Origin of the sequence: Paraburkholderia sp. J8-2, from assembly GCF_905220195.1 — a bacterium.
Lineage (GTDB): Bacteria > Pseudomonadota > Gammaproteobacteria > Burkholderiales > Burkholderiaceae > Paraburkholderia.
This window is the reverse complement of sequence record NZ_CAJMZA010000002.1, coordinates 214,367-240,517: the sequence shown is the minus strand read 5'-3', so window position 1 is coordinate 240,517 and position 26,151 is coordinate 214,367. Positions and strand designations below refer to the sequence as shown.

Annotated in this window: 26 protein-coding genes and 1 other RNA gene; 13 read left to right on the top strand and 14 right to left on the bottom strand. The window is 65.1% G+C overall.

Features of this window, described 5'->3' with window-relative positions; translation table 11 throughout:
• Positions 1 to 13 precede the first annotated feature (13 nt).
• A complete protein-coding gene (locus tag U5A52_RS06340) occupies positions 14 to 922 on the bottom strand; it encodes a class II glutamine amidotransferase (RefSeq protein ID WP_321913183.1) in 909 nt (302 codons plus the stop codon).
• A gap of 363 nt (positions 923 to 1,285) precedes the next feature.
• On the opposite strand from U5A52_RS06340, the gene pyrC reads away from it, so the two are divergent.
• From pyrC to rnpB, 3 genes are all read left to right on the top strand, one after another.
• The gene (gene pyrC / locus U5A52_RS06335) at positions 1,286 to 2,341 is read left to right on the top strand and encodes a dihydroorotase (protein WP_321934282.1); all 1,056 of its coding nucleotides are present in this window, start codon (positions 1,286 to 1,288) and stop codon (positions 2,339 to 2,341) included.
• Complete coding sequence (locus U5A52_RS06330; protein ID WP_415773582.1) at positions 2,338 to 3,279, top strand: DUF3025 domain-containing protein; 942 nt, start codon at positions 2,338 to 2,340, stop codon at positions 3,277 to 3,279. The genes pyrC and U5A52_RS06330 overlap by 4 nt, the downstream gene beginning before the upstream one ends.
• A 62-nt stretch (positions 3,280 to 3,341) precedes the next feature.
• Positions 3,342 to 3,752: RNase P RNA component class A (gene rnpB / locus U5A52_RS06325), an RNA gene on the top strand.
• 94 nt (positions 3,753 to 3,846) lie between these two features.
• Here rnpB and U5A52_RS06320 read toward each other — a convergent pair.
• Positions 3,847 to 4,269, bottom strand: coding sequence for an OsmC family protein (locus tag U5A52_RS06320; protein ID WP_321913181.1), 423 nt, complete (start codon positions 4,267 to 4,269; stop codon positions 3,847 to 3,849).
• Positions 4,270 to 4,904: 635 nt separating this feature from the next.
• Between U5A52_RS06320 and rplM the strand changes: the two genes are divergently transcribed.
• From rplM to erpA, 3 genes are all read left to right on the top strand, one after another.
• The gene (gene rplM / locus U5A52_RS06315) at positions 4,905 to 5,333 is read left to right on the top strand and encodes a 50S ribosomal protein L13 (RefSeq protein WP_027795838.1); all 429 of its coding nucleotides are present in this window, start codon (positions 4,905 to 4,907) and stop codon (positions 5,331 to 5,333) included.
• A gap of 11 nt (positions 5,334 to 5,344) precedes the next feature.
• Positions 5,345 to 5,737, top strand: a complete 393-nt coding sequence (rpsI, locus tag U5A52_RS06310; RefSeq protein ID WP_133196235.1) for a 30S ribosomal protein S9 — start codon at positions 5,345 to 5,347, stop codon at positions 5,735 to 5,737.
• Between the two features lie 222 nt (positions 5,738 to 5,959).
• A complete protein-coding gene (erpA, locus tag U5A52_RS06305; protein ID WP_042262553.1) occupies positions 5,960 to 6,325 on the top strand; it encodes an iron-sulfur cluster insertion protein ErpA in 366 nt (121 codons plus the stop codon).
• Between the two features lie 87 nt (positions 6,326 to 6,412).
• Here erpA and U5A52_RS06300 read toward each other — a convergent pair whose 3' ends face one another.
• Complete coding sequence (locus U5A52_RS06300) at positions 6,413 to 7,567, bottom strand: anhydro-N-acetylmuramic acid kinase (RefSeq protein ID WP_321934281.1); 1,155 nt, start codon at positions 7,565 to 7,567, stop codon at positions 6,413 to 6,415.
• A 309-nt stretch (positions 7,568 to 7,876) separates the two neighbouring features.
• On the opposite strand from U5A52_RS06300, the gene U5A52_RS06295 reads away from it, so the two are divergent.
• From U5A52_RS06295 to U5A52_RS06270, 6 genes are all read left to right on the top strand, one after another.
• Positions 7,877 to 8,155, top strand: coding sequence for a type II toxin-antitoxin system RelE/ParE family toxin (locus U5A52_RS06295; RefSeq protein WP_321934280.1), 279 nt, complete (start codon positions 7,877 to 7,879; stop codon positions 8,153 to 8,155).
• Positions 8,156 to 8,158: 3 nt separating this feature from the next.
• Positions 8,159 to 8,476 carry a HigA family addiction module antitoxin gene (locus U5A52_RS06290; protein WP_321934279.1) on the top strand — a complete coding sequence of 106 codons (318 nt, stop codon included), beginning with the start codon at positions 8,159 to 8,161 and terminating at the stop codon, positions 8,474 to 8,476.
• Positions 8,477 to 8,630: 154 nt separating this feature from the next.
• Positions 8,631 to 9,896, top strand: a complete 1,266-nt coding sequence (gene tyrS / locus U5A52_RS06285) for a tyrosine--tRNA ligase (RefSeq protein WP_321913177.1) — start codon at positions 8,631 to 8,633, stop codon at positions 9,894 to 9,896.
• Complete coding sequence (gene dtd / locus U5A52_RS06280; RefSeq protein ID WP_321913176.1) at positions 9,893 to 10,363, top strand: D-aminoacyl-tRNA deacylase; 471 nt, start codon at positions 9,893 to 9,895, stop codon at positions 10,361 to 10,363. The genes tyrS and dtd overlap by 4 nt, the downstream gene beginning before the upstream one ends.
• Positions 10,364 to 10,366: 3 nt before the next feature.
• Positions 10,367 to 11,050 carry a histidine phosphatase family protein gene (locus U5A52_RS06275; RefSeq protein ID WP_321913175.1) on the top strand — a complete coding sequence of 228 codons (684 nt, stop codon included), beginning with the start codon at positions 10,367 to 10,369 and terminating at the stop codon, positions 11,048 to 11,050.
• Positions 11,051 to 11,375: 325 nt separating this feature from the next.
• A complete protein-coding gene (locus U5A52_RS06270; protein WP_321913174.1) occupies positions 11,376 to 12,521 on the top strand; it encodes a branched-chain amino acid ABC transporter substrate-binding protein in 1,146 nt (381 codons plus the stop codon).
• Positions 12,522 to 12,609: 88 nt separating this feature from the next.
• Here U5A52_RS06270 and U5A52_RS06265 read toward each other — a convergent pair whose 3' ends face one another.
• The 9 genes from U5A52_RS06265 to U5A52_RS06225 form a co-directional block, all read right to left on the bottom strand.
• On the bottom strand, positions 12,610 to 13,554 hold the full coding sequence (locus U5A52_RS06265) for an oxygenase MpaB family protein (protein ID WP_321934278.1): 945 nt from the start codon (positions 13,552 to 13,554) through the stop codon (positions 12,610 to 12,612).
• Positions 13,555 to 13,616: 62 nt separating this feature from the next.
• On the bottom strand, positions 13,617 to 14,693 hold the full coding sequence (ruvB, locus tag U5A52_RS06260; protein ID WP_321913172.1) for a Holliday junction branch migration DNA helicase RuvB: 1,077 nt from the start codon (positions 14,691 to 14,693) through the stop codon (positions 13,617 to 13,619).
• A gap of 98 nt (positions 14,694 to 14,791) precedes the next feature.
• The gene (gene ruvA / locus U5A52_RS06255) at positions 14,792 to 15,373 is read right to left on the bottom strand and encodes a Holliday junction branch migration protein RuvA (RefSeq protein ID WP_321934277.1); all 582 of its coding nucleotides are present in this window, start codon (positions 15,371 to 15,373) and stop codon (positions 14,792 to 14,794) included.
• A gap of 132 nt (positions 15,374 to 15,505) precedes the next feature.
• Entirely contained in the window at positions 15,506 to 16,048 is a 543-nt protein-coding gene (ruvC, locus tag U5A52_RS06250) for a crossover junction endodeoxyribonuclease RuvC (protein ID WP_028201962.1), read from the bottom strand.
• 176 nt (positions 16,049 to 16,224) lie between these two features.
• Positions 16,225 to 17,790, bottom strand: a complete 1,566-nt coding sequence (gene purH, locus U5A52_RS06245; protein ID WP_321913170.1) for a bifunctional phosphoribosylaminoimidazolecarboxamide formyltransferase/IMP cyclohydrolase — start codon at positions 17,788 to 17,790, stop codon at positions 16,225 to 16,227.
• Positions 17,791 to 17,854: 64 nt separating this feature from the next.
• On the bottom strand, positions 17,855 to 18,088 hold the full coding sequence (locus U5A52_RS06240; protein WP_028216158.1) for a Fis family transcriptional regulator: 234 nt from the start codon (positions 18,086 to 18,088) through the stop codon (positions 17,855 to 17,857).
• A complete protein-coding gene (gene dusB / locus U5A52_RS06235) occupies positions 18,085 to 19,152 on the bottom strand; it encodes a tRNA dihydrouridine synthase DusB (RefSeq protein WP_158756972.1) in 1,068 nt (355 codons plus the stop codon). Before dusB ends, U5A52_RS06240 begins: the two co-directional genes overlap by 4 nt.
• 206 nt (positions 19,153 to 19,358) lie before the next feature.
• Positions 19,359 to 20,639: a UbiH/UbiF/VisC/COQ6 family ubiquinone biosynthesis hydroxylase gene (locus tag U5A52_RS06230; protein ID WP_321934276.1), complete on the bottom strand. Its 1,281-nt coding sequence runs from the start codon at positions 20,637 to 20,639 to the stop codon at positions 19,359 to 19,361.
• Positions 20,640 to 20,692: 53 nt separating this feature from the next.
• On the bottom strand, positions 20,693 to 22,090 hold the full coding sequence (locus tag U5A52_RS06225; RefSeq protein ID WP_321934508.1) for an aminopeptidase P N-terminal domain-containing protein: 1,398 nt from the start codon (positions 22,088 to 22,090) through the stop codon (positions 20,693 to 20,695).
• A 270-nt stretch (positions 22,091 to 22,360) separates the two neighbouring features.
• On the opposite strand from U5A52_RS06225, the gene U5A52_RS06220 reads away from it, so the two are divergent.
• Positions 22,361 to 22,972, top strand: a complete 612-nt coding sequence (locus U5A52_RS06220; RefSeq protein WP_158756974.1) for a glutathione S-transferase family protein — start codon at positions 22,361 to 22,363, stop codon at positions 22,970 to 22,972.
• 87 nt (positions 22,973 to 23,059) lie between these two features.
• Here U5A52_RS06220 and U5A52_RS06215 read toward each other — a convergent pair whose 3' ends face one another.
• Both U5A52_RS06215 and mnmA read right to left on the bottom strand, forming a co-directional pair.
• Positions 23,060 to 24,667 carry an FMN-binding glutamate synthase family protein gene (locus U5A52_RS06215; RefSeq protein ID WP_321913168.1) on the bottom strand — a complete coding sequence of 536 codons (1,608 nt, stop codon included), beginning with the start codon at positions 24,665 to 24,667 and terminating at the stop codon, positions 23,060 to 23,062.
• A gap of 280 nt (positions 24,668 to 24,947) precedes the next feature.
• A complete protein-coding gene (mnmA, locus tag U5A52_RS06210) occupies positions 24,948 to 26,147 on the bottom strand; it encodes a tRNA 2-thiouridine(34) synthase MnmA (protein ID WP_321913167.1) in 1,200 nt (399 codons plus the stop codon).
• Positions 26,148 to 26,151 lie beyond the last annotated feature (4 nt).

Below are 26,151 nucleotides of genomic sequence, written 5' to 3'. Positions count from 1 at the left end.
GGCGTCGCCCGGCTTACTCGCCCCAGGTTTGCAGTGCGGCCACGGCTTCCGCGTCGATCTCGCCCGGCTGCGCGACGCACGGCGAACTGGCCGAGGCGTCGAGCGAAGGGTTGGCGAGCTTGTCGAGCACCCTCTGCGGCACCGGCACGCTCGTTTGGGCGATTACGTCGCCGTGCTGGAACATCAGCAAGTCGCCGGGGGCGAAGCGCGTCCAGACCTCGTTGTCGGTGAGCGGCGCGGTGGCGATCACGGCCACGCGGTCTTCTGGCGTCGTGTACTTGGCGAAGTCGATGGAGACATCGGCATCGACGAGATGCGCGGTCGAAAACGGCCAGCGCCGCACGAGATAGTAGAGATGCGTCGAGCAATGCGCGAACAGCGCCTGGCCGTTCGACATCAGAAAGTTGAAGACGCCGAACTGCGTAACCTCGCGCGTGAGCGACTCCAGCGCGGCGAACAGTTCGTCGAGCGGCGGCTGCGCGCCCGGGAACGCCTTGCGCAGGCCTTGTAGCAGCACGCAGAACGCGCGCTCGCTATCGGTCGTGCCCACCGGCTGGTACACGCCCGACATCACCGGATTGAAGTCCTGCAGGTCGCCGTTGTGCGCGAAGATCCAGTGCCGGCCCCACAGCTCGCGCTGGAACGGATGACTGTTCTCGAGCGCGCAGCTGCCTTGTGTGGCCTTGCGGATATGGGCGATGGTGTTGCGCGACTTGATGGGGTAGTGCTTGACCATCTCGGCGATCGGCGAACGCGCCGAAGCCTCGTTGTCGATGAAGAGGCGGCAGGCCTTGTCCTCGAAGAACGCGATACCCCAGCCGTCGGCGTGGTGATCGGTGGCGCCGCCGCGCGCCGCGAATCCTGTGAAGGAGAACGTGACGTCCGTCGGCGCGGCGCAATTCATTCCGAGAAGTTGGCACATGGTGCTGATGGTGCGTAATGCGGCTGAGACGGCCGAGACGACTGAGGCGGTGGCTGCAGTGCCAGGCGGGACCCGCCGTCGACCCGTTACAATATGATTTTCCAAGCATATCACCGGCCTGCGAGTCGCCAATACGAATTTTGTCGGATGCATTGCAGGCTTGCGTAGAAGGGCGCGTGCCGGCGTCGATGCAGCGCAATTTGTCGTGTGTACGCGACGGTGCGGGCCATGCGTGTGTTGGACTCGCATCGGTCGACGCCTCGCTTTTTCCCCTGATATGCCCGGAATTTCCGGCGGCCTGAGCGCGTTCGAGTGAACGCGCCGGCGATTCCGCTTGACCTATTACTGCGCCTGACTCTAGCCATGAACGCCTCTTCCCTCACGACTCTCACGCTCGCCCGCCCCGACGACTGGCACCTGCACGTGCGCGATGGCGCGATGCTCGCGGCCGTGCTGCCGCACACGGCGCGCCAATTCGGCCGCGCGATCATCATGCCGAACCTCAAGCCGCCGGTCACGACGACGGAGCAGGCCGCCGCCTACCGCGAGCGCATTCTTGCGGCGCTGCCGGCGGGCTCGACCTTCGAGCCGCTGATGACGCTCTATCTCACCGACAACACGCCGCCCGAGGAAATCCGCCGCGCGAAGGCGAGCGGCTTCGTGCACGGCGTGAAGCTGTATCCGGCGGGCGCGACGACGAACTCGGACGCCGGCGTGACGGATATCCTCAAATGCGCGAAGACGCTCGAAGCCATGCAGGAAGTGGGCATGCCGCTGCTCGTGCACGGTGAAGTGACGAGCGCCGACATCGATCTGTTCGACCGCGAGAAGGTCTTCATCGACCGCGTGATGACGCCGCTGCGCCGCGATTTCCCGGCGCTCAAGGTGGTGTTCGAGCACATCACGACGAAGGATGCCGTCGACTACATCCGCGCCGATCATGCCGCGCCGGGTCTCCTCGGCGCGACGATCACCGCGCATCACCTGCTGTACAACCGCAACGCGATCTTCCAGGGCGGCATCCGTCCGCATTACTACTGCCTGCCGGTGCTCAAGCGCGAGACGCATCGCGTGGCGCTCGTGGAGGCGGCGACCTCGGGCGACCATCGCTTCTTCCTCGGCACCGACAGCGCGCCGCACCCGAAGGGTCTGAAGGAGCACGCGTGCGGCTGCGCGGGCTGCTACACGGCGCTGCACGCACTCGAGCTCTACGCCGAAGCGTTCGACAACGCAGGCGCGCTCGACAAGCTCGAGGGCTTCGCGAGCTTTTACGGCGCGGACTTCTACGGCCTGCCGCGCGCGACCGAAACGGTCACGCTGCGCCGCGAGACCTGGACGCTGCCCGCTGAAGTCGAGGCCGGCGACACGCCCGTCGTGCCGCTGCGCGGCGGCGAGACAATCGGCTGGAAGCTCGCTTGAGCGAGGCGGGGCACGGTGTGGCTGCGGGCGCAACGATTGGGCTGAGTGGGGCAGCCGATGCGCACGCACCGATGCCCGCGCGCGAACCGCGCCGGACCATGCCGTTGGGCAGTTTCACCGACATCGACTGGTCCCGCCCCTGGTTTGCGCAGCACGAAGCGCGGGGACGGCGCTGGCAGCAGGCCGCGCTGGCGGGATACGCAGCGTACCTCGATGAACTGAACGCCGACGCGCTCGCCGCCGCCCAAAGCACGGGCCGCGGCAAGCCGCTGCGCTTCATTGCCCAGGACGACCTGCCCGATGGCTCGGCCTACGAGGCGCATATCGCGGCGACGGGCTGCGTGCCGACGCGGCACAATCTCCACGACTTCTTCAACGCGCTGGCCTGGTTCGCGTTCCCGCGCATCAAGGCGACGCTCAACGCACGCCAGGCCGCGGCGATCGACTTACTGGGCGTGGGCCCCACGCGCGGCGGCGTGCGTGACGCGCTCACGCTCTTCGACGAGAACGCGGTGCTCTATGCCTCATCGGACGCGGCGCTCATCGCGGCGCTGCGCGGCTTCGACTGGCGCACGCTGTTCGTGGCGCAGCGCTCGAGCTGGGAAGCCGCGTTCGAAGAGACGATTGGCCAGGCGCGCTGCGAAGTGCGCGTCTTCGGCCATGCGCTGCTCGAAAAGCTGATTTCGCCCTATGCGGCGTGCACGGCGCACGCATGGGTGGTCGAGGTGCCGCAAGCCTATTTCGCGTGGCCGCGCGCGCAACGCGACGCGTATCTGGACGAGACAGTGAGCGTCACGCTCGCCTCCGACGCCGCACTCAACGGGCGCAGCTTCGCACCGCTGCCTGTACTCGGCATCCCGGGCTGGTGGGCGCATAACGAAAGCCCGTCGTTCTACGACGACGCCACCGTCTTTCGCGGCGGCCGCCGCGCTCGCTAAAGGGCAGCAATCGATCCGGCCCCCGGCGCGGCGCCTCTGGCCGTGCTAATATCGCGCCTCGCAAAGCAGGCCAGGCAGTCGCGGCCCCGAGATTTCGGTCGAGGGGGCGAGGAAAGTCCGGACTCCACAGGGCAGGGTGATGGCTAACGGCCATCCGTGGCGACACGCGGAACAGGGCAACAGAGAACAGACCGCCGATGGCCCGATTTCGGTCGGGATCAGGTAAGGGTGAAACGGTGCGGTAAGAGCGCACCGCGTCTGCGGTGACGTAGACGGCACGGTAACCTCCACCCGGAGCAATTCCAAGTAGGCAGGCGCGCATCTTCGGGATGCAGGATGGGGCCCCCATTCCGTCTGCGGGTAGGAAGCTTGAGCGCGTCAGCAATGGCGCGCCTAGAGGAATGGCTGCCACGCGCGGCGCGTCTTCGGACGCGGCGCGTGCACAGAATCCGGCTTATCGGCCTGCTTTGCAGCCCAAATTTGCCAATGCGCATGCAAAAAGCCGGCGCGGTTCTTCGATGAACCGCGCCGGCTTTTTCTTTTGCCGCCAATCTTCTGCCGCAGATCTTAAGCCGCGACGATCTCGAACGAATGCGTGATCTCGGCGGTCTTGCCGATCATGATCGACGCCGAGCAGTACTTGTCGTGCGAGAGGTTGATTGCGCGCTCGACGGTGGCCGGGTTCAGACTCTTGCCGGTCACGGTGAAGTGGAAGTGGATCTTCGTGAAGACCTTCGGGTCCTCGCTCGCACGCTCGGCCTTGAGCGTCACGCTGCAGCCGCTCACTTCCTGGCGGCTCTTCTTGAGGATCAGCACCACGTCGTAGGCCGTGCAGCCGCCCGTGCCGAGCAGCACCATTTCCATCGGCCGCGGCGCGAGGTTGTGGCCGCCGCCTTCCGGCGCGCCGTCCATGTTGACGAGATGGCCGCTGCCCGTTTCGGCTGCGAACGCCATGCCGTCTTGTCCCATCCAGCTAACTTTGCATTCCATGTGCGTATGCCTCTGCGCGGTTTCTTGATTCAGACGGCATTGTAGCCCGCGCCTTACTGGTATGTCCGGGGGGACACGGCCGCGCGCGCCTTATGCCTTGTGCTTGAATGTTGCGGCGCGATATCCTGGCAACAAGGCGGATTTCCACTAAGCAATTAGGGGTTTCGCTCTAGTGATCCCCCATGCTTTTCGCGTGACTAATTCTCAATGGACTGATTTTTAAGGATTTTTCTCTCGGTGCGCTAGTGCCACGATATTTCATATTGTGGTGTCGTATTTCGCAATGCAAATCCTCTTGCGTCGCACAAGGCCCATCCGTATAATTCGTCTCATTGGTTGTCGTGCTTCACGACACCTCAGCATGTCTCCTCCACCCTCCTCCAAAGAGTGGATTAAGCCCGAACAACGCGTTCGGGCTTTTTTTCGTCCGTCGCCCTCGTTTCGCCCCGTCTCTGCCTCAGTGCAAGCAATTTTTTGACTTGCAGCCAAATTTCCTTTTATAATCGTGGGTTTCCCGCATCCATGCCCGCGGGGAAAATGGGGAAACCCAGACAGGGAGAGCCTGCGCCGGCGCCAACGAGCGTCACCATACAAGCAGGACCAAAACAGGGCACAAGTTATTTTTTGGATCGATCATGAAGACTTTTTCCGCCAAGGCACATGAAGTGCAGCGCGAATGGTACGTGATTGACGCGACGGATAAGGTTCTCGGCCGTGTCGCCAGCGAAGTGGCACGCCGTCTTCGCGGCAAACACAAGCCTGAGTTCACCCCGCACGTCGACACTGGTGATTTCATCATCATCATCAACGCCGGCAAGCTGAAGGTCACGGGCAACAAGACCACCGACAAGAAGTACTACCGTCACTCGGGTTACCCGGGCGGTATCTACGAAACGACGTTCGGCAAGATGCAAGAACGCTTCCCGGGCCGCGCGCTCGAGAAGGCCGTGAAGGGCATGCTGCCGAAGGGCCCGCTCGGCTACGCGATGATCAAGAAGCTGAAGGTCTACGCTGACGCAACGCACCCGCACTCGGCACAACAGCCGAAGGCGCTCGAGATCTAAGGGGAGCCCACATGATCGGTAACTGGAATTACGGTACGGGCCGCCGCAAGAGCGCAGTCGCTCGTGTCTTCATCAAGTCGGGCAAGGGCGACATCATCGTCAACGGTAAGCCCATCGCTGACTACTTCTCGCGCGAAACGTCGCTGATGATCGTGCGTCAACCGCTGGAACTCACGAACCACGGCACGACGTTCGACATCAAGGTGAACGTGACGGGCGGCGGCGAAACCGGCCAGGCCGGCGCAGTTCGCCACGGCATCACGCGCGCGCTGATGGACTACGACGCAACGCTCAAGCCGGCACTGTCGCAAGCTGGCTTCGTCACCCGTGACGCACGTGAAGTGGAACGTAAGAAGGTCGGTTTCCACAAGGCACGTCGCCGCAAGCAGTTCTCGAAGCGTTAATTTCGCATTGGCGCTTTGGCCTGTGCTCCTTGCGGAGCACAGCGCTGCTGCAAAAGCCGTCCGCGCTCACTGCGCCGGGCGGCTTTTTCGTTTTTTGTCGGCGCGTCGCACGCTTGGCGCGCAGGCTGCGAAAGTTTGGAGAAACCCTTGATTTTGTGGGCTTAAGCACGATCTCGGGAAGAGCCCTACAATAGCGGCTAGAAGCTTTTTTGGAGAGTTCGAATGAGCGCTGTCACCGAAACTACCGCGACCGAAATGCCCGGTCCCTTCGTTTTCACCGAAGCAGCGGCTGACAAGGTCAAGCAACTGATCGACGAGGAAGGCAACCCGGAGCTGAAGCTGCGCGTATTCGTGCAAGGCGGCGGCTGCTCGGGCTTCCAGTACGGATTCACGTTCGACGAGACGGTCAACGAAGACGACACCGTGATGAACCGCAACGGCGTCCAGCTTCTGATCGACTCGATGAGCTATCAGTACCTCGTCGGCGCCGAGATCGACTACAAGGACGATCTCAATGGCGCGCAGTTCGTCATCAAGAACCCGAACGCGACCACCACGTGCGGTTGCGGCTCGTCGTTCTCGGTTTGATCGATCGACTGCAGTAAAAGAAACGGGGCTTCGGCCCCGTTTTTTATTGGTGCGTGCTCATTCAGCGCGCTCAGTCAGCGGGCCTGGTCAGCGCGGATAAATCGCGCCGAGCACGCGCTCGCCGGCCGCGCCGGTGACGGCGGCAAGATTGCCGGGCTCGCGCGCTACGCAGCGCATGGCGAGCCACGCGAAGGCAAGCGGCTCCACCTGGTGCGGCGGCACGCCTAGCGCCTCGGTGGTCATGACCGGCACACCAGCCACACCGCCCGTTTCGAGCGCCTTCTGCAGCGCCGCCATCAACGCCGCGTTGCGCGCGCCGCCGCCGCAGACGTACACGGCGCGGCAGTCGCTCGCGTGACGCTCGATCTCGCGCGCCACGCTCACGGCGGTCAGCGCGACTAGCGTGGCTTGCACGTCGGCCGGCGTGAGCGACTCGAAGTCCTTGAGTTTGTCGTCGAGCCACTGGGCGTTGAAGAGATCGCGGCCTGTGCTCTTGGGCGGCTGCTGCTCGAAGAACGGTTCGTCCAGCAGGGCGTTCAAAAGCGGCTGATGCAGATTGCCGCTCGCGGCGAACTTGCCGTTCTCGTCGTAGGGCTTGCCCAGATGGCGTTCGGCCCAGAGGTCGAGCAGGGCGTTGGCCGGGCCACAATCGAACCCACGCACGGCACCCGTCGACGAAAGCACGGTGATGTTGCTGATGCCGCCCAGGTTGCAGACCACGCGCGTTTCTTCCTGCGAGCCGAACAGCGTCGCGTGGAACGCGGGCACGAGCGGCGCGCCCTGGCCGCCCGAGGCGACGTCGCGGCTGCGGAAGTCGGCGATCACGTCGATGTGGGTGAGTTCCGCAAGCAGCGCCGGGTTCTGTATCTGCACCGTGTAGCCCTTCTCCGGACGATGCCGCACGGTCTGCCCGTGAGCGCCGATTGCGCGCACATCGCCGGCGGAAACATTGCCCGCGCGCAGCAACTCGTGGCAGCACACCGCATAGCGGGCCGCAAGTGCGTTGCCGGCGAGCGCCTCGCGCTCGATCTCGTTCTCGCCTGGCTGCTGCAACGAAAAGAGCGCTTCGCGCAGCCCCTGTGCGAAACCGACGAAGGCCTCGGCCAGCACCACTGGCCGCTGGCCAGCCTCGAAGCGCACGGCAATGCCGTCCACGCCATCCATGCTCGTGCCCGACATCAGGCCGAAATACACGCCGTCGGCGGCGTGTGCGCTCTCGTTTCGTGCGTCGCGTGGCGCCACGTTGTGCTCCTTGATTAAGACAATTCAGTGTCCTGCGAAGGAATTATCGGCGCAATGCCGTTCGAGCGTAAGCCGAACGGCTGACTGTTGGCTGACTGTTGGCTGCCTTCGCGACATGCGACGCTCATCTTCGCCGCTCGAACCCGGGCGGCACTGGAGCCCTGCGCGAAATCAACTTCCAGAAGTCTGAGGGTTGACTGCGCAATGTGTGATCCGTATAGTGAAACTATACGCTATACGGGAAGGCGCGTACTGACCCGATCCTGGCTCCAGACCTATCCATGTTCGTTCTGCTTAGTCTGGAGAATCATGCTCAAGTCGTGGAATCACAAAGGGCTGAAGGCGTTCTTCTTCACTGGCAGCAAAGCGGGCATCCGGCCCGATCACATCCCGCGCCTGCGGCGTCAGCTGGCGCGGCTGGACGAGGCCGAGTCGCCGCGGGACATGAACGTGCCAGGCTGGCGCTGCCATGCGCTGGAAGGCCGTCTCGACGGGCACCATGCGATTCTCGTCAATGGCAACTGGCGCCTGACCTTCGCGTTCGAAGGCCGCCACGCGGTCCTTGTCGACTATCACGACTACCACTGAGGCATGAGCAAGATGAACGACACGATACGCATGCATAACCCGCCGCACCCCGGCGAAACGCTGCGCGAGGACATTCTTCCCGAACTGGGGCTCACCGTGACCGAAGCGGCTGCGCAACTCGGCGTCACGCGCGCCGCGCTCTCGCGCGTGCTGAACGGCCGCGCCGGTATTTCGCCGGAAATGGCACTGCGCCTCGAGGCGTGGCTTGGCGAGGAAAACGGGGGCCGCGCCGACCTGTGGCTCGCCATGCAGGCCGCCTACGACCTTTGGCAGGCGCGCGCGAAGGGCATCCTGCGTGTGGAGCGCGCTGCCCGTTCCTGAGCATGAGGCTCGGGGCGCGATGCGAGTCGCCGCAGCGTGCGCGACCCGCAAAGAGCCGCAAAGACCTGCAAAGCGCCGCAAACCTCAGCCTGGCCAGTCGAATCACGTAAAATTGCGGTCTAGACCCAGACTTAACGACAGAACCGATCGAAGCATGAGCAACGAGTCCAACTCCAGCAACGGCGCCAGCGCCGCCGCAAAAGACGCCTTTCCGGTCACCGACGAAGTCCGTCACGCGCTTGCCGTCACGAAGCGCGGCGTCGACGAACTGCTGATCGAAGAAGAGTTCGAGCAGAAGCTCGCCCGCAGCGCGGCCACGGGCAAGCCGCTGCGCATCAAGCTCGGCCTCGACCCGACCGCGCCCGACATCCACATCGGCCACACGGTCGTGCTCAACAAGATGCGCCAGCTTCAGGATCTCGGCCACACCGTGATCTTCCTGATCGGCGACTTCACTTCGCTGATCGGCGACCCGTCGGGCCGCAATGCCACGCGCCCGCCGCTTACGCGCGAGCAGATCGAATCGAACGCGAAAACGTACTTCGAGCAGGCCGCGCTCGTTCTCAACCGCGAAAAGACCGAAATTCGCTACAACAGCGAATGGTCGATGCCGCTCGGCGCCGACGGCATGATCAAGCTCGCGTCGCGCTACACGGTCGCGCGCATTCTCGAGCGCGAGGACTTCACCAAGCGCTTCCAGGGCGGCGTGCCCATCTCGATCCACGAGTTCCTGTATCCACTCATGCAGGGCTACGACTCGGTCGCGCTCAATGCGGACCTCGAGCTCGGCGGCACGGACCAGAAGTTCAACCTGCTCGTTGGCCGTGAACTGCAAAAGCAGTACGGCCAGGAACAGCAGTGCATTCTCACGATGCCGCTGCTCGAAGGCCTCGACGGCGTCGAGAAGATGTCGAAGTCGAAGAACAACTACGTTGGCATCAGCGAAAAGCCCAACGACATGTTCGGCAAGCTCATGTCCATTTCGGACACGATGATGTGGCGTTACTTCACGCTGCTCTCGTTCCGTCCCATGGACGAAATCGAGGGCTTCAAGCGCGAGATCGAAGCGGGCCGCAACCCGCGCGACTTCAAGGTGCTGCTCGCGCAGGAAATCGTCGCACGCTTTCATTCGCAGGCCGACGCCGAGCGCGCGCTCGAAGACTTCAACCACCGCGCCAAGGGCGGCGTGCCCGACGACATTCCGTCGATCACGCTCGCAGGCGCGCCGCTTGCCATCGGCCAGTTGCTCAAGCAGGCGGGGCTCGTGCCCTCCACGAGCGAAGCACTGCGCAACATCGAGCAGGGCGGCGTGAAGATCGACGGCGCGACTGTGTCCGACAAGGGCCTCAAGGTCGAGGCGGGCGAGTTCGTCGTGCAAGTGGGCAAGCGGCGCTTTGCGCGCGTGACGCTCACCGCATGATTGCCCTGATCCAGCGCGTGCGCCGAGCGGAAGTACGCGTGGCGCAAGGTGGCAGCGAACGCGTGACCGGTGCGATCGGCCAGGGGCTGCTCGCGCTGGTGTGTGCCGAGCGTGGCGACACCGAAGCCAACGCCGACAAGCTGCTCGCGAAGCTGCTCGGCTATCGCGTGTTCAGCGACGCGGCGGGCAAGATGAACCTGAGCGTGCAGAACATCGACGGCAATGGCGCTCCCGGCGGCTTGCTGCTCGTCTCGCAGTTCACGCTTGCCGCCGATACGAACAGTGGCCTGCGCCCGAGCTTCACGCCGGCCGCACCGCCCGAAGAGGGGCGGCGTCTGTTCGATTATTTCGTTGCCGCCGCGCGCGAGAAGCATCCGACCGTCGAGACCGGCGAGTTCGGCGCCGACATGCAGGTGTCGCTCGTCAACGACGGCCCCGTCACGTTCTGGCTGCAAGTGCGCAACTGAACCATGAACACGCAGATCCTCTTTATCCGCCACGGCGAAACGGACTGGAATCGCATCAAGCGCATCCAGGGGCATATCGACATTCCCCTCGCGCAAAGTGGTGTGGTGCAGGCGCAGCAGCTCGGCGCACGGCTCGCGAAGGAAGTGCAGTCGGGCGCGCGGATCGATGCAATCTGGTCGAGCGACTTGTTGCGCGCGCAACAGACGGCACAGCCCGTTGCGGAAGCCCTGGGTTTGCCGGTGCAGCTCACGGCAGGGCTGCGCGAACGCAACTATGGCGCGTTCCAGGGCCACGACAGCGACGAAATCGCCGAGCGCTTTCCGGACGAGTACGCGCACTGGCAAACGCGCGACCCCGGCTTCGCGCCGCCCGAGGGCGAGTCGCAGCGCGAGTTGTATCACCGCGTGTTGCACGCGCTCGAGCCGATCCTGGCCATGCATCCGGGCGGGCGCATTGCGTGTGTCGCGCACGGCGGCGTGCTCGACTGCGTCTACCGCTTCGCGAACGGCCTCTCGCTCGACGCGCCGCGCGCGTGGCCGCTCCTCAACACGAGCGTGAACGTCGTCGATTTCGAACGCGGCGACTACGTGATGCAGGCGCGCGTCGTCGCATGGGGCGACGTGGCGCATCTGGGCGGCGTTAGCGCCGACGATGGCTTCAAGCGCACGCCGGAGCCGGGCCGCTAATCTGTTTCCTCACACAGCGCGGTGGGCCGCCGCGCTGTCCTGTTTCTCCAGCCTTTCCCTTCCCCGCGTTGATCCCAGTCCCGTCTGACTCCAGGCTAAGGCTCCAGCTATCTCCTTTCCGCTCGCTTGCGGATTCCTTCCAAAGCCCAACCACAAAGTTAAGCGTCCTGCTAACATTTGTCCGACCTTTGGGTGCTCTGGCCACCGGGCTCCTGGCCCGGCTCCGCGTTGTAGAGGGACGCGCGCGCATGGCAGGCGTGAAGCCGCGCGCCCAAGGTTGTTATACGAACGGGTATTCCCAGAAAAAAACGCAGGAGAAAGTTCAATGACGTTCAAGCTTCACAAGCTGCTGCCGGTGAGCGCAGCGGTCATGGCGCTCGCAGCGCTCTCGGGCAACGCGGCGGCCGACCAGGTCGTCAAGATCGGCCACGTCGGGCCGCTCACGGGCGGTTCGGCCCACCTCGGCAAGGACAACGAGAACGGCGCGCGCCTCGCCATCGAGGAAATCAACGCCAAGGGTCTTACGATCGACGGCCAAAAGATTACGCTCTCGCTCGACGCCCAGGACGACGCCGCCGACCCGCGCCAGGCCACCCAGGTCGCGCAGAAACTCGTCGACGACAAGGTCGTTGCCGTGATTGGCCATCTGAATTCGGGGGCATCGATCCCGGCTTCGAAGATTTACAGCGACGCGGGCATCGTGCAGATCTCGCCGTCGTCGACCAATCCTTCGTACACGCAGCAGGGTTTCAAGACGACGTACCGCGTGGTCGCGACCGATGCCCAGCAAGGCCCCGCGCTTGCCGACTACGCAGCGAAAAGCCTGAACGTGAAGACCGTGGCCGTGGTCGACGACTCGACCGCGTATGGCCAGGGCCTCGCCAACGAGTTCGAGAAGACGGCGAAGTCGCTTGGCATGAAGGTGCTCTCGCACGACGCGACCAACGACAAGGCCGTGGATTTCCGCGCGATCCTCACGAAGATCAAGGGCGAGAACCCGGACGCGATCATGTACGGCGGCATGGACGCCACCGGCGGTCCGTTCGCGAAGCAGGCGAAGCAACTGGGGCTGCGCGCGAAGGTGCTGTCGGGCGACGGCGTGTGCACGGAAAGCCTCGCGGAGCTGGCGGGCGCGGCGACCGACAATATCGTTTGCTCGCAGGCGGGCATGGCGGTCGAGCGCATGAATGGCGGTGCGGCGTTCGCGGCGAAGTACCAGAAGCGCTTCGGTCACCCGATCGAATTCGATGCGCCGTTCACGTATGACGCGGTGTACATCGTCGTCGATGCGATGAAGCGCGCGAACTCGACCGATCCCGCGAAGGTCCTCGCGCAGATCCCGGGCACGGACTACAAGGGCGTGATTGGCGAGACCACCTTCGACGCGAAGGGCGACCTCAAGCACGGCGTGATCTCGCTCTACAACTACAAGGCAGGCAAGAAGACGCTGCTCGACGTGGTGAAGATGTAAGCACGCAGGCGCCAGGTCATCTCGGCGCGCTGCAAACGGAACGGCCAACCGGCGCGAGCGGGTTGGCCGTTTTGCTATTGCGCAGTGCTTATTGCGCGGGTTTGGCCGCAGCCCGCCGCCGCGCGCGTTTGGACACGCCATTGACGAGCGCCCAGCGCAATACCGGTGCGACCGCTCGCATGCCAGGCTGCACGAGCGCGCGGCGCGCAAAGGAGAAGGAATCGAAGCCGAGCATCTGCTGCGCGAAAGGCGGCAACAGGTCGATGCCCGCATTCCTGATCAGCGCGCCAGCAGGGCGCATTCCCGGTCGCGGCGCCGGCGCATCCATGAGCACGCGCACGACCTCGAACGTGCGCTCGCTCGCGACGAGTGCGGGCTGCATCGACTGCAAATACGCATCGACTTCGGCGCGCGAGCGTGGCACGTTCGCAGCGCCCAGCAGTTCGGCAATGCGCGCGACTTCGGCGTAGTACTGATCCTGCATCTCACCGGGCAGTGCGGGATTCACGAAGCGCAAATACGCGCCGAGAAAGCTCGATACTTCGGCCACGTGCACCCACGTCAGCAATGCGGGATCGCTCGCGCGGTAGGGGCAGTCATCGGGCGCGGTGCCCGTCACGGCGAAGTGAATCGTCTTGACGCGTTCGATCAAGGCCAGCGCGTCGGCGCGGCTGCCGTATGTCGTGCCCGCGATGAAAGTCGCGGTGCGCCGCAGCCGCCCGAGTATGTCGATGCGAAACGTCGAATGGTCCCACACGCCGGCGAGCGCAAGCGGATGCAGCGCCTGGAGCAGCAGCGCACTGACGCCTCCCGCCATCATCGCGGCGAAATCGGCGTGGACTTTCCAGCAGACGGCGTCGGGGCCGAAGAGGCCCGGGTCGCCCGGCGGATGCGAGTAATCGAGTCTCGGGCCGCTGCCCGTGGTTAGATGCGTGATGCTTTCGGCGAGCGTCATGCGCAGGCGGCGCACGAGTTGACCGGCAAGGCCGGTCGGCTCAGGAGCGTTGGGAGGCAGGCCAGCATGATCGGACATCGTGCTCTCGCTCGCGCTGCGTTGAAGTGCGTTGAAGGTGTGCCGTGCAAATGTACTGCGGCTTACGACGCGTCCGGTTCCCAGTCGCCGCCCGTCGATGCGTCGTCTGGCACCGTGAGGCCGAAGTGGCGATAGCTCAGTTGCGTGGCCACGCGGCCGCGCGGCGTGCGCTGCAGATAGCCCTGCTGGATCAGATACGGTTCGAGCACGTCCTCGATCGTGTCGCGTTCCTCGCCGATTGCGGCGGCGAGATTGTCCACGCCCACCGGGCCGCCGTCGAACTTGTGCAGGATGGCTTCGAGCAGCTTGCGGTCCATCAGGTCGAAGCCCACGGGGTCGACGTCGAGCATGCGCAGCGCGGCGTCGGCGACCTTGGCGGTGATCGCACCGTCGGCTTTCACCTCGGCGTAGTCGCGCACGCGGCGCAGCAGACGGTTCGCGATACGCGGCGTGCCGCGCGAGCGGCGCGCGATTTCGAGCGCGCCGTCAGGGTGAATCTGCGCGCCGAGCAGCGATGCGGAGCGTTGCACGATGCGCGAGAGTTCACTCGCGTTGTAGAACTCGAGGCGCGAGACGATGCCGAAGCGGTCGCGCAGCGGGTTCGTGAGCATGCCCGCGCGCGTGGTCGCGCCCACGAGCGTGAACGGCTGGAGGTCGAGCTTCACGCTGCGCGCGGCCGGCCCTTCGCCAATCATGATGTCGATCTGGTAGTCCTCGAGCGCCGGGTACAGGATTTCCTCGACGACCGGCGAGAGCCGGTGAATTTCGTCGATGAAGAGCACGTCGTTGGCTTCGAGATTGGTGAGCAGCGCTGCGAGATCGCCCGCGCGCTCCAGCACGGGGCCCGACGTCTGCCGCAGATTGACCCCCATTTCGCGCGCGATGATGTGCGCGAGCGTGGTTTTGCCGAGGCCCGGCGGTCCGAACAGCAGCACGTGGTCGAGCGGTTCGGAACGGCGCTTCGCGGCCTCGATGAAGATCTCGAGCTGGCCGCGCACTTTTTCCTGGCCGACATATTCGTCGAGCTGGCGCGGGCGCAACGCGCGTTCGAACGCTTCCTCGTGGGTCGAGGCGGGCGTGGCGGCGATCACGCGGTCGGCGCCGGCGTGGTTGGCGGCGAGTTTGTCGGTTTCGATCATCCAGCGATTGTACCGCGCAGACTATGCGGCGGCGGCCCGTCCCGAGCCCCGGGATCGTGCCGCAACTAACAGCCTGGCTCGAGCCTGCGCGAAGTCGATCAGGCCTTCGAAAGTGCCTTGAGCGCGAGCTTGATGCCTTCGGAAACGCCGGTGCCGGCGGGCACGTTCTTGATCGCGGCGAGCGCCTCCTTCTCCGAATAGCCGAGCGCGAGCAGCGCGTTGAGGATGTCGTTCGCGTGGTCGGAAGGCGAAGCGGCGGCGGCCATTGCACCGAGGTCCGCACCGAGCTTGCCCTTGAGTTCGAGCAGCAGACGCTCGGCCGTTTTCTTGCCGATGCCGGGCACGCGGGTGAGGCGCGCCGCATCTTGCTGTGTGACCGCTTGCGAGAGGTCGTGCACGCTCATGCCCGAGAGCACGGCGAGCGCCATGCGCGCGCCGATGCCGCTGATCTTGAGCAGTTCGCGAAACGTCGAGCGTTCCTCTTGCGTGCCGAAGCCGAAGAGCAGATGCGCGTCTTCGCGCACGATCATCTGCGTGAGCAACACGATTTTTTCGCCGTTGCTGGGCAGGTTGTAGAACGTGCTCATCGGCACGTCGACTTCGTAGCCGACGCCGTTGCAGTCGATGAGCAGGTGCGGCGGGTTCTTTTCCAGCAATACGCCGGCAATGCGACCGATCATGGCGGTTTCTGTGATGAGGGAAAGCTCAAGAGTGTAGCGGAGGGCAGGGCACTCCGGAGCGCATGGCTGGAACGTTGGCCGTTTGGGCGAGGCGCATTAGTCGCGTAATCAGCCACACATTCAACCGCGCATTTAGCCTATCAACCGCCCACGCCGCACCCGCATGCCCTTCTTCGCGAGCGCAGGCGCAAGTCCGCCGAGCGTGGCGAGCGCATCCCCGCCGTGCGCGTGACAGATCGCCATGCCGAGCGCGTCGGCCGCGTCGGTGCCGGGCGTGCCCGTGAGGGCGAGCAGGCGCACGACCATTTGCTGCATCTGCTCTTTGGTCGCGCGTCCGTAGCCCACCACGGCTTGCTTGAGTTGCAGCGCGGTGTATTCGGCCACCGGCACGCCGCCCGAAACCAGCCCGCAAATGGCAGCGCCGCGCGCCTGACCGAGCAGGAGCGTCGACTGCGGATTGACGTTGACGAACACTTTTTCGATCGCCGCCTGGTCGGGCGCGTGCTGGCGGATCAGCGTGGAGACGCCCTCGAAAATGGTGCCTAGGCGCGTGGGCAGATCGGCGTCGGCGGTGCGGATGACGCCGCTTGCGACATACGTGAGCTGATGGCCGTGACGCTCGATCACGCCGAAGCCGGTGACGCGCAAGCCGGGGTCGATGCCGAGAATTCTCATGAAATGCGGGAAAAACGGATGTGCTGCGATGGTACAACGAACGGCATGCCTGCCGCGAGCCTCGAGGGCGCGAGCGAACCCGGCGCGCCCTGCAAAGAAAAAGCCCGCGGGACGCAAGTCCGGCGGGCCAGGCTCAAGCGGCGCGTCACGTGCAGGTCACGCGCCGCGCGCAAGGATCAGTGACGGAAGTGGCGAATGCCTGTCATCACCATGGCGATGTTGTGCTCGTCGGCGGCGCCGATCACTTCGTCGTCGCGCATCGAGCCGCCCGGCTGGATCACGCAGGTCGCGCCCGCGTTGACCACCACGTCGAGACCGTCACGGAACGGGAAGAACGCGTCCGACGCGACCGCCGTGCCCGCGAGCTTCAGGCCCGCGTTCTCGGCCTTGATGCTGGCGATGCGCGCCGAGTCCACGCGGCTCATCTGGCCTGCGCCCACGCCCATCGTCATGCCGTTCGCGCAGAACACGATGGCGTTCGACTTCACGAACTTCGCCACGCGCCATGCGAACAGCAGGTCGTCCATTTCCTTCGGCGTCGGGTGGCGCTTCGTCACCACGCGCAGTTCGTGCGGCTGCACGTTCTTCGCATCGAGCGACTGCACGAGCAGGCCGCCGCCCACGCGCTTGAGGTCGAACGCGTTATGGCCGTCGCCCAGCGCGATTTCCAGCAGACGCACATTCTGCTTCGCGGCGAACACGGCCTTCGCGGCTGCCGAGAACGACGGCGCGATCAGCACTTCGACGAACTGCTTCGCCACGGCTTGGGCAGCCGCTTCGTCCACTTCGCGGTTGAACGCGATGATGCCGCCGAACGCCGAGGTCGGGTCGGTCTGGAACGCCTTCGAGTAGGCTTCGAGCGCGTTCGCGCCGATTGCCACGCCGCACGGATTCGCGTGCTTGATGATCACGCAGGCCGGGGCGTCGAACGTCTTCACGCATTCCCAGGCCGCGTCCGAGTCGGCGATGTTGTTGTACGAAAGTTCCTTGCCCTGGAGCTGCGTGTAGTTCGCGAGCGCGCCGGCGGGCGTCGTGAGGTCGCGGTAGAACGCGGCGCTCTGGTGCGGGTTTTCGCCGTAGCGCAGGTCCTGGACCTTGTCGAACGCGAGGTTCAGCACGGCCGGGTAGGTGTTGCGCGACTTGTGCTCGAGCGCTTCGGTCAGGCTCGTGAGGTAGTTCGTGATCGCGCCGTCGTACTGCGCCGTGTGCGAGAACACCTTGGTCGCGAGACGGAAGTTCGTGGCGTAGCTCACGGTGTTGCCGTTCGCGCGCATCTCTTCCAGCACCTTCGCGTAGTCGGCCGGGTCGACCACCACGGTCACGTCGCGATGATTCTTCGCCGCCGAGCGCAGCATGGTCGGGCCGCCGATATCGATGTTCTCGATCGCGTCTTCGAGCGTGCACTCTTCCTTCGACACCGTCTGGACGAACGGGTAGAGGTTCACGACGAGCAGGTCGATCGTCGGGATGTCGTGCTTTTCGAGCGCGGCCATGTGCTCGGGCAGGTCGCGGCGCGCAAGAATGCCGCCGTGGACCTTCGGGTGCAGCGTTTTCACGCGCCCATCGAGCATTTCCGGAAAGCCGGTGTAGTCGGCCACTTCGGTGACGGGAAGGCCCGCGTCCGCGAGCAGTTTCGCGGTGCCGCCGGTCGACAGGATCTTGACGCCGAGATCCGACAGGGATTTCGCGAAGTCGACAATGCCTGCCTTGTCGGAAACGGAGATGAGCGCTTGCTTGATCATGATGTGGGAGAGTTGCCGATAGATCGAGGAGTCCGCGCCGAAGGTCCAGTAAAACGCAGCGGCGTTACAGCAGGCCGTGCTGCTGGAGCTTCTTGCGCAGCGTGTTGCGGTTGATGCCGAGATACTCGGCGGCCAGCGACTGATTGCCGCCTGCCTGCTCGAGCACCACCTCGAGCATCGGTTTTTCGACGCACGCCATTACCATTTCGTAGACGTCGTGCGGATTGCTGCCGTCGAGGTCCTGGAAGTAGATGCCAAGGCTCTCGCGGACGGATTGTTCGATGTTGTGCTTGCTCATGCTGCCAGTCGATCGGTTGATTCGTCGCTGCCGTCGCTGTCGTTGTTCTCGTCGTCGACGTAGACGAGGCGCTCGGAGCGCGCCTTCTGTTCGTCGAAGAACTGGTTGACGGCGACAAGCTGCTCGCGCGTGGTGTCCAGCGTATTCATGCGATGCCGGAACGTGTTGGCGCCGCAAAGGCCGCGAGTGTACCAGCCGATATGCTTGCGTGCAGTACGCACGCCCGTAAATTCGCCATAAAACGCGTAGTGGTCCTCCAGATGCTCATTCATGATCGACTGGATTTCGTCCACGCGCGGCGGCGGCAACAGTTCGCCCGTCGCGAGGAAATGTTCGATTTCGCGGAACAGCCACGGGCGCCCCTGCGCTGCGCGGCCGATCATGATGGCGTCGGCGCCCGTGAGCGCGAGGACCTCTCGTGCCTTTTGCGGCGACGTAATGTCGCCGTTCGCGACCACCGGAATCCGTGCCGCGGCTTTCACTGCGGCGATCGTTTCGTACTCCGCTTCACCGTGATAGAGGTCGGCGCGCGTGCGGCCGTGCACGGTGAGCATGGAGATGCCGCTTTCTTCGGCAATACGCGCGATGGTGAGCGCGTTGCGGTTGTCGCGGTCCCAGCCCGTGCGGATCTTGAGCGTAACGGGCACGGCGTCGGGGCCCACGCCCACGGCGTCGACCACGGCCTTGACGATGCGCGCGACCAGCGGCTCGTTCTGCAGGAGCGCCGAGCCGGCCGCGACGTTGCAGACCTTCTTGGCCGGGCAGCCCATGTTGATGTCGATGATCTGCGCGCCGTTCGCCACGTTGTAGCGCGCGGCTTCGGCCATCATGTCCGGATCGGCGCCGGCGATCTGCACGGAGATGGGTTCCACTTCGCCCGCGTGATTGGCGCGGCGCATGGTCTTTTCGCTCTTCCAGAGCTGCGCGTTGGATGCGACCATTTCGGACACCGCATAGCCCGCGCCGAGGCGCTTGCACAACTGACGGAACGGCCTGTCCGTGACGCCCGCCATGGGGGCGACGAACAGGTTATTACGCAAGGTGTGACGGCCGATAGTGAACATGACGCGCGGGCGAGGCCGGTGCCGCGACCCGGATGGCAATCCGGCTGGCGCGGCGAACGGCGTGAATTTGCAAAAGGGGAAACGCGTATTTTAGCGTTAACGGGATGCAAGGTCGCGCAGCGCGGACCCTGGTCTTGTTGTAGGGCGGCGCTTCAGCGTGAAAACAATCATGCAAAAAAAAGCGATGCGACCCTTAGTTGGCTGACTCAACTCCGCTGCCCAAACATCATCTGCCGCGCGAGCGCCGTCTTCACTGGCGGCGCGAATTCGAGCGCCGTGAGCGCGAGCCCGCGCAGCGTGGCGAGCGGACCGAAATCGACGGTGAAAAGGCGGGCGAGCGTATCCGTTGTGCCGATCGTCATGCGCCGGTCGAACGCGCGGCGGCCCGCGAACTCGGCGAGCGCGCGCGGCGTGGCGCCGTGCTGCGCGAGTGAGTCGGCAAGGGCGTGGGCGTCGCGCAGGCCGAGATTGAGGCCCTGGCCCGCCACCGGATGCAGCGTCTGCGCGGCATTGCCGACCGCTGCGATGCGGCCGTTACCGGAAACGAGGGCGTCGAGCGCGTTCAAGCCGAGTGGGAAAGCCGCGCGACCGTGAATGTGCGTGAAGCGGCCCATGCGCGGGCCGAACGCCACACCGAGTTCGGCGAGGAAGTCGGCGTCGGAAAGCTGCGCGCGCCGCTCGGCTTGCGCAGGCGAGCAGCACCACACGAGCGCGTAGTCCGCGCCGCGCACGCCGCCCATCGGCAGGAGCGCGATTGGGCCTTCGCTCGTGAAACGCTCCCACGCCACGTGTGGCTGCGGGGCCGCGAGCGTCACCACGCCGACCAGCGCCGTTTGGCCGTAGTCGCGCGTGCGTTTGGTTTCGGCGGCCGGCACGATCGCATTTGCGTCGGCTTCGTCGGAATCGTTTTGCGTATCGCGCTGGGGCAGCGGGCGATACAGGCCGCCTTCGGCGTTCACGAGGATGCGCGTGCGCAACTGCCGCTCAACGCCCGCGCTCACGACCGGCAGCGTCACGCCGTCGTGCTCCACGACGGGATCGTGCGCCTGCGTGTGATGCAGCCAGTGCACCGGCGTGCCGTGCACGGCACGCGCGAGCGCCTGAACGATCGCGCCGTAGCGCGCCACGTAGCCAAGCGCGGGCAAGTCGTAGTCGTGCCGGTCGATCAGCGTGCGCCCGAAATGGCCGCGCTGCGAGACATGAATACGCTCGATAGACGTCGCGTCGTGCGGCCATGCGAGCGCCTCGAGCAGCGTGCGGCTGCCCTGCGAAACGGCAATGGCGCGCGGGTCGCCGGCGCTGTCCTCGGGTTCGCGCGCGTCGATCAGCGCGATCGAGAGCCCTTGCGTGGCGCTGCGCCGCGCGAGCCACCCCGCGAGCGCGAGACCCACCGGCCCGGCGCCGACGATCGCCACGTCGTGATCGAAATGAGCGGGCGTGTTCGCGCCGGTGGAAGTGTCGTTCGCGCTGCCGGAAACTGCGTTCATGTCGTTTGCTTCGTTTCGTGTGGGATCTTCGCGTGGTTGTGTCTGCGCTTGCGTCAGGCGCCGCGCTGCGCGTCCTGCATCAGCGCTTCGATTTCATCGGCCGCAACGGGCACGCCGCGCGTGATCAGCTCGCAGCCCGTTTCGGTGACGATCGCGTCGTCCTCGATGCGAATGCCGATGTCCCAGTAGCGCTCGGGCACGTCCTCTGCCGCGCGGATGTAGAGGCCTGGCTCGATCGTGAGCGTCATGCCGGGGCGCAGCGTGCGCCAGGGCGGCGGGGCGTCGGGTTTTCCGGCGCTCGGCGCAATATCGCGCTCACGATAATCGCCCGCGTCGTGCACATCCATGCCGAGCCAGTGCCCGGTGCGATGCATATAGAAGCGCGCATAGGCGCGCTCGGCGATCACGTCGTCGACGCTCGCAAAGCGCTGCCGGTCGATGATGCCGGTATCGAGCAGCCCCTGCGCAAGCACGCGCACCGCGGCGTCGTGCGGCGCTTCGAAGTTCACACCGGCGCGCGTGGCATCGACGGCGGCCTGCTGGGCGGCGAGCACGATGTCGTAAAGCTCGCGTTGCGCGCCGGTGAAGCGGCCGCTCGCGGGGAACGTGCGCGTGATGTCCGAGGCGTAGCCGTTCAACTCGCACGCGGCGTCGATGAGCACGAGGTCGCCCGCGCGCGCCACCGCGTTGCCCGCCGGGTAGTGCAGCACGCACGCATTCGCGCCTGCCGCGACGATCGAGCCGTAGGCGGGGGCCTGCGCGCCGTGCTTGCGGAACGTGTAAAGCAGCTCCGCCTCGATCTCGTATTCGCGCATGCCGGGCCGGCATGTCTGCATCGCGCGCACGTGCGCGAGCGCCGAGATCTTCGCGGCGCGGCGCATCGTGTCGAGTTCGTGCGCGTCCTTGATCACGCGCATGTCGTCGAGCAGCGGCAGCAGGTCGTATGCGGCTGCGGGCGCGGTGATGCCGCTGCGCCCCTGCGCGCGCACCGCATCGATCCAGCGCTTCACCTGCGCGTCGAAGCGCCCGGAAGCCGCGAGCGCGTAGTGCAGCGCCGGACGGTTCGCAATGAGCTGCGGGATGCGTGCGTCGAGTTCGTCGAAGGGAAACGCGGCGTCGAAGCCGTACGCCTCGCGCGCGGCGTCGGGACCGAAGCGAAACCCTTCCCACGTTTCGCGCTCGACGTTCTTCGCGCGGCAGAACAGGATCGCGGCGGGCTGGTTTTCACCCGCGTTCGCGTCGAGCACGAGCAGCGCCTCGGGCTCCGTGAAGCCGGTGAGGTAGTAGAAGTAGCTGTCGTGCCGGTACGGATAGTCCGCGTCGCGATTGCGCAGTGCCTCGGGCGCGGTCGGCACGAGCGCGACGCCACCGCCTTGCGCACGCAGCGCGGCGAGCACGCGTTCGCGGCGCGCGCGATAGAGCGCCGCGCCGCCGTCGGGGCCGCGCTGCATGTCGGCTGCGTCGGCCACGTTGGCGGCTGGGTGGGCTTCGCTCGAGGCGGCCGGGGCGCTGTGCTTGAGGGTCGAGTCCATCGTGAGATTGTAGCGCTGGCTACAAACGGACGCGCGTGGTCGCGGTCAGCCGCAGTGAGCGCCGCTGCCGCCGAGGTTGTCTCCTGCCTACATAATTTGTAGGAAAAATCCTGCACTGCAACAGACGGCACGTCAGAAAAATACGAATCCAACGTATACTTCGGCCGGATTCCAGAAAAGGCAGGTGGTATGAAACTTATCGGTTCGCTCGGCAGCCCGTATGTCCGCAAGGCGCGGATCACGCTCGCTGAAAAGAAAATCGACTACAAGCTGGTGCTCGAGAACGTGTGGGGCGAGGAAACGGAGATTCACGATTTCAACCCGCTCGGCAAGGTGCCGTGTCTCGTGATGGACGACGGCGAGGCCGTGTTCGACTCGCGCGTGATCTGCGAGTACGTCGACATGCTTTCGCCTGTGGCCAAGCTCATTCCGCCCGCAGGCCGCGAGCGTATTGAAGTGCGTTGCTGGGAAGCGCTCGCCGACGGCATGCTCGACGCGACCGTGCTGATCCGCCTCGAAGGCACGCAACGCACGCCGGAGCAGCGCAACGAGGCCTGGGTGAAGCGCCAGGAGCGCAAGATCCACGAAGGTCTCGCCGCGATGGCCAAGGGACTTGACGGCAACCCGTGGTGCGCGGGCAACCGCTACACGATCGCGGATATTTCCGTGGGCTGCGCGCTCGGCTATCTCGACTTCCGCATGCCGGAGCTGAACTGGCGTGAGGCGCATCCGAATCTCGCGCGTCACTTCGAAAAGCTCTCGCAGCGCCAGTCGTTCATCGACACGGTGCCGCAAGGCTGATCGGCAGTTCTCAGACAGCCGATGCAAAAACGCCCGACGGCATTGCGTGCCGCCGGGCGTTTTCGCGTCAGTCGCACCTCGCCTTCCTCAAGCGATCTTTTCCTCCGCCGGCGCGAATGAATCGCTGCGCGCGACCGGCCACCACTTCTCGTACAGCTGATAGCGATAGCGGCCTTCGAGCAGATCGCCGGGCTTCAGGTACTTGAGCAGTTCCGACATCAGCTTCACCTCGTACGACGACACGCGCCGCACGATGTGATGCGCACGCAGATCCGACGGGCTCGAAAGGCCAGCGGCCTGTATCAGCTCTTGCAGCGCGTGCAGCGTGTTGTGATGGAAGTTGAAGACGCGCTCGCCCTTGTCCGGCACGTTCAGCGCGCGTTGGCGCACGGGGTCTTGCGTGGCGACGCCGGTGGGGCAGCGGTCCGAGTGGCACTTCTGCGCCTGGATGCAGCCTACCGCGAACATGAAGCCGCGCGCCGAGTTCACCCAGTCCGCGCCGATCGCGAGCGTGCGTGCGATATCGAACGCGGTGATGATCTTGCCGCTCGCGCCGATCTTGATCTTGTCGCGCAGGCCAATGCCCACGAGCGTGTTGTGCACGAGGAGCAGCCCTTCCTGCAGCGGCGTGCCGATATGGTCGGTGAATTCAAGCGGGGCCGCGCCGGTGCCGCCTTCCGCGCCGTCCACGACGATGAAGTCGGGCAGGATGCCGGTTTCGAGCATCGCCTTGGCGATGCCGAAGAACTCCCACGGATGCCCGATGCACAGTTTGAAGCCCGTGGGCTTGCCGCCCGAGAGCTTGCGCAGACGCTCGACGAATTCGAGCAGCCCGCGCGGCGTGGAGAATTCAGAGTGGCGCGCGGGCGAGACACAATCTTTGCCAATGGGAATGCCGCGCGTTTCGGCGATCTCGGGCGTGACCTTCGCGGCGAGCAGCATGCCGCCATGGCCGGGCTTCGCGCCCTGCGAGAGCTTCACCTCGATCATCTTCACCTGCGGTTCGTTCGCGAGGCGCTGGAACTTGTCGGCGCTAAAGGTGCCGTCGTCGTTGCGGCAGCCGAAGTAGCCCGAGGCGATTTCCCAGATGATGTCGCCGCCATTCTCGCGGTGATACTTCGACATCGAGCCTTCGCCCGTGTCGTGTGCGAAGCCGCCTTTCTTCGCGCCCATGTTGAGCGCGCGGATCGCGTTGGCCGAGAGCGCGCCGAAGCTCATCGCCGAGATGTTGAAGATCGACATCGAGTACGGCTGCGCGCGGTTCGCGCCTACGAGTACGCGAAAGTCGCTGCCCGCGAGCTTCGTGGGCGCGAGCGAGTGGCTGATCCATTCGTGGCCCACGGCCTTCACGTCGAGTTCGGTGCCGTACGGGCGGCTGTCCACCGCGTTCTTCGCGCGCTGGTAGACGAGGCTGCGCTGAGCAAGCGAGAACGGCTTTTCGTCGGTGTCGTCCTCGACGAAGTACTGGCGGATCTCGGGCCGCACGAACTCGAACAGGAAGCGCAGATGGCCCCAGATCGGGTAGTTGCGCAGGATCGCGTGGCGCTCCTGGAACATGTCGTAGACGCCGAGCGCGACGAGCAGCACCGGCACGATCACGCAGTACCACGACAGGTGATGGAGGGCAGCCGCGGCGACGCAGGCTGCAAGCAGCAGCACCGCGCCCCACATGGCGAGATAACGTCGGGAAAACATTGGGGGGACTCCTCGAACTTGATGTAATGCGCGCCCTTGTGCGCTCCTCTCGTGAAGGGGCGGTGCGCGTGAGCCGCGCGGTTGCCGGGCGCGGCTTGCGGGAATGATGCCGCAAGTTCGTGAATCTGGCTGGGAGGCGGGCAAGAAGCGGGCAAGAAACGGGCAAGAAGCGGGCACGCCGTTTGATCGGTGTCTGGCAGGTGTCGAAAGACGCCAAAAAAAACGCGGCGCCCAGGGCGCCGCGCAGTGTTCTCTTACGTTTTGCTTGACGGTGCTTGCGTCACGCCGTCGTGGCTGCAGCGGGCTTCTTGCGCGCTACGCGCTTCTTTTTCTTCGGCGCTTCGGGCGGCAGTACCGCGGGCACGTGCGGCGCGAGCGTCGTCACCGCTTCGATGATGCCACCGCCCAGGCACACGTCGCCGTCATAGAGCACCGCCGACTGGCCGGGCGTCACGGCCCATTGCGCATCGGGAAAACGCAGCGTGAACTGGCCCGCGCCGAATTCGTCTGCGGTGTGGAACGAGCAGGGCGCATCCGCCTGGCGATAGCGCGTTTTCGCGCCGCACGCATGGTCCTGCGCCGGCGGCTCGCCCGCCACCCAGCTCACATTGCCCGCACGCAGTTCGTGCGCGAGCAGCCACGGATGATCGTGGCCTTGCACGACGTAGAGCGTATTCGAGGCGATGTCCTTGCCCGCGACGAACCACGGGTCGCCGCTGCCGTCCTTGCTGCCGCCAAGACCAATGCCCTTGCGCTGCCCGAACGTGTAGAACGCCAGGCCAATGTGCTCGCCCACGACCTTGCCATCGGGCGTCATCATCGGGCCGGGTTGGGTCGGCAGATAGCGGTTGAGGAAGTCGCGGAACGGCCGTTCGCCGATGAAGCAGATTCCTGTGGAATCCTTCTTTTTCGCGTTCGGCAGGCCGATCTTCTCGGCGATCTCGCGCACCTTCGTCTTCGGAATCTCGCCGAGCGGGAACATCGTCTTCGAAAGCTGCGCCTGGTTCAGGCGATGCAGGAAGTACGACTGATCCTTCGTGTGGTCGAGCGCCTTCAGCAGTTCGAAACGACCGCCACGCTCGTTGTTCTGACGCACGCGCGCATAGTGGCCCGTGGCGATCGTTTCCGCGCCGAGCGACATGGCGTGGTCCAGAAAAGCCTTGAACTTGATCTCGGCGTTGCAGAGCACGTCCGGGTTCGGCGTGCGGCCCGCGGAATACTCGCGCAGGAACTCCGCGAACACGCGGTCCTTGTATTCGGCGGCGAAGTTCACGGCTTCCACGTCGATGCCGATCAGGTCCGCGACCGACACTACGTCGATCCAGTCCTGGCGCGTCGAGCAGTACTCGCCGTCGTCGTCGTCTTCCCAGTTCTTCATGAAGAGACCGACGACGTCGAACCCCTGCTCCTTGAGCAGCCATGCGGTCACCGACGAATCGACGCCGCCCGACATGCCTACCACGACCTTACGTTTGCTCATTTCG

Bases quoted from the DNA above. Each gene is read 5' to 3' on its own strand.
- U5A52_RS06340 (WP_321913183.1), bottom strand. From the start codon at position 922: ATGTGCCAACTTCTCGGAATGAATTGCGCCGCGCCGACGGACGTCACG.
- pyrC (WP_321934282.1), top strand. From the start codon at position 1,286: ATGAACGCCTCTTCCCTCACGACTCTCACGCTCGCCCGCCCCGACGAC.
- U5A52_RS06320 (WP_321913181.1), bottom strand. From the start codon at position 4,269: ATGGAATGCAAAGTTAGCTGGATGGGACAAGACGGCATGGCGTTCGCA.
- rplM (WP_027795838.1), top strand. From the start codon at position 4,905: ATGAAGACTTTTTCCGCCAAGGCACATGAAGTGCAGCGCGAATGGTAC.
- rpsI (WP_133196235.1), top strand. From the start codon at position 5,345: ATGATCGGTAACTGGAATTACGGTACGGGCCGCCGCAAGAGCGCAGTC.
- erpA (WP_042262553.1), top strand. From the start codon at position 5,960: ATGAGCGCTGTCACCGAAACTACCGCGACCGAAATGCCCGGTCCCTTC.
- U5A52_RS06295 (WP_321934280.1), top strand. From the start codon at position 7,877: ATGCTCAAGTCGTGGAATCACAAAGGGCTGAAGGCGTTCTTCTTCACT.
- U5A52_RS06290 (WP_321934279.1), top strand. From the start codon at position 8,159: ATGAGCAAGATGAACGACACGATACGCATGCATAACCCGCCGCACCCC.
- tyrS (WP_321913177.1), top strand. From the start codon at position 8,631: ATGAGCAACGAGTCCAACTCCAGCAACGGCGCCAGCGCCGCCGCAAAA.
- dtd (WP_321913176.1), top strand. From the start codon at position 9,893: ATGATTGCCCTGATCCAGCGCGTGCGCCGAGCGGAAGTACGCGTGGCG.
- U5A52_RS06275 (WP_321913175.1), top strand. From the start codon at position 10,367: ATGAACACGCAGATCCTCTTTATCCGCCACGGCGAAACGGACTGGAAT.
- U5A52_RS06270 (WP_321913174.1), top strand. From the start codon at position 11,376: ATGACGTTCAAGCTTCACAAGCTGCTGCCGGTGAGCGCAGCGGTCATG.
- U5A52_RS06265 (WP_321934278.1), bottom strand. From the start codon at position 13,554: ATGTCCGATCATGCTGGCCTGCCTCCCAACGCTCCTGAGCCGACCGGC.
- ruvB (WP_321913172.1), bottom strand. From the start codon at position 14,693: ATGATCGAAACCGACAAACTCGCCGCCAACCACGCCGGCGCCGACCGC.
- ruvA (WP_321934277.1), bottom strand. From the start codon at position 15,373: ATGATCGGTCGCATTGCCGGCGTATTGCTGGAAAAGAACCCGCCGCAC.
- ruvC (WP_028201962.1), bottom strand. From the start codon at position 16,048: ATGAGAATTCTCGGCATCGACCCCGGCTTGCGCGTCACCGGCTTCGGC.
- purH (WP_321913170.1), bottom strand. From the start codon at position 17,790: ATGATCAAGCAAGCGCTCATCTCCGTTTCCGACAAGGCAGGCATTGTC.
- U5A52_RS06240 (WP_028216158.1), bottom strand. From the start codon at position 18,088: ATGAGCAAGCACAACATCGAACAATCCGTCCGCGAGAGCCTTGGCATC.
- dusB (WP_158756972.1), bottom strand. From the start codon at position 19,152: ATGTTCACTATCGGCCGTCACACCTTGCGTAATAACCTGTTCGTCGCC.
- U5A52_RS06230 (WP_321934276.1), bottom strand. From the start codon at position 20,639: ATGAACGCAGTTTCCGGCAGCGCGAACGACACTTCCACCGGCGCGAAC.
- U5A52_RS06225 (WP_321934508.1), bottom strand. From the start codon at position 22,090: ATGCAGCGCGGCCCCGACGGCGGCGCGGCGCTCTATCGCGCGCGCCGC.
- U5A52_RS06220 (WP_158756974.1), top strand. From the start codon at position 22,361: ATGAAACTTATCGGTTCGCTCGGCAGCCCGTATGTCCGCAAGGCGCGG.
- U5A52_RS06215 (WP_321913168.1), bottom strand. From the start codon at position 24,667: ATGTTTTCCCGACGTTATCTCGCCATGTGGGGCGCGGTGCTGCTGCTT.
- mnmA (WP_321913167.1), bottom strand. From the start codon at position 26,147: ATGAGCAAACGTAAGGTCGTGGTAGGCATGTCGGGCGGCGTCGATTCG.